The 332-nt window shown below is 41.0% G+C and carries 1 pseudogene; it reads right to left on the minus strand.

What is annotated here, in order from left to right:
• Nucleotides 1–332: pseudogene (locus tag ACZ267_RS12855) on the minus strand (hypothetical protein); the annotation flags it as partial.

Raw genomic sequence — 332 nt, forward strand, 5'->3', positions numbered from 1 at the left:
ACAAGTGGAAGTACATCACTAAGTGACTCTGTAAGTACAAGTACGTCAACTTCTTTAAGTGACAGTACTTCAACGAGTGATTCAACGAGTACTTCACTTTCCGATAGCTCATCGACAAGTGGTAGTACGTCATTGAGTGATTCCGAAAGCACAAGTACATCCACTTCATTAAGTGATAGTACTTCAACTAGCGATTCAACGAGTACTTCGCTTTCTGACAGTTCATCTACGAGTGGTAGTACGTCACTAAGTGATTCTGAAAGCACTAGTACTTCGACTTCACTAAGTGGATCCGAAAGTACAAGCACGTCATCATCATTAAGTGATAGCTC

Source organism: Staphylococcus sp. AC872 (assembly GCF_979255425.1).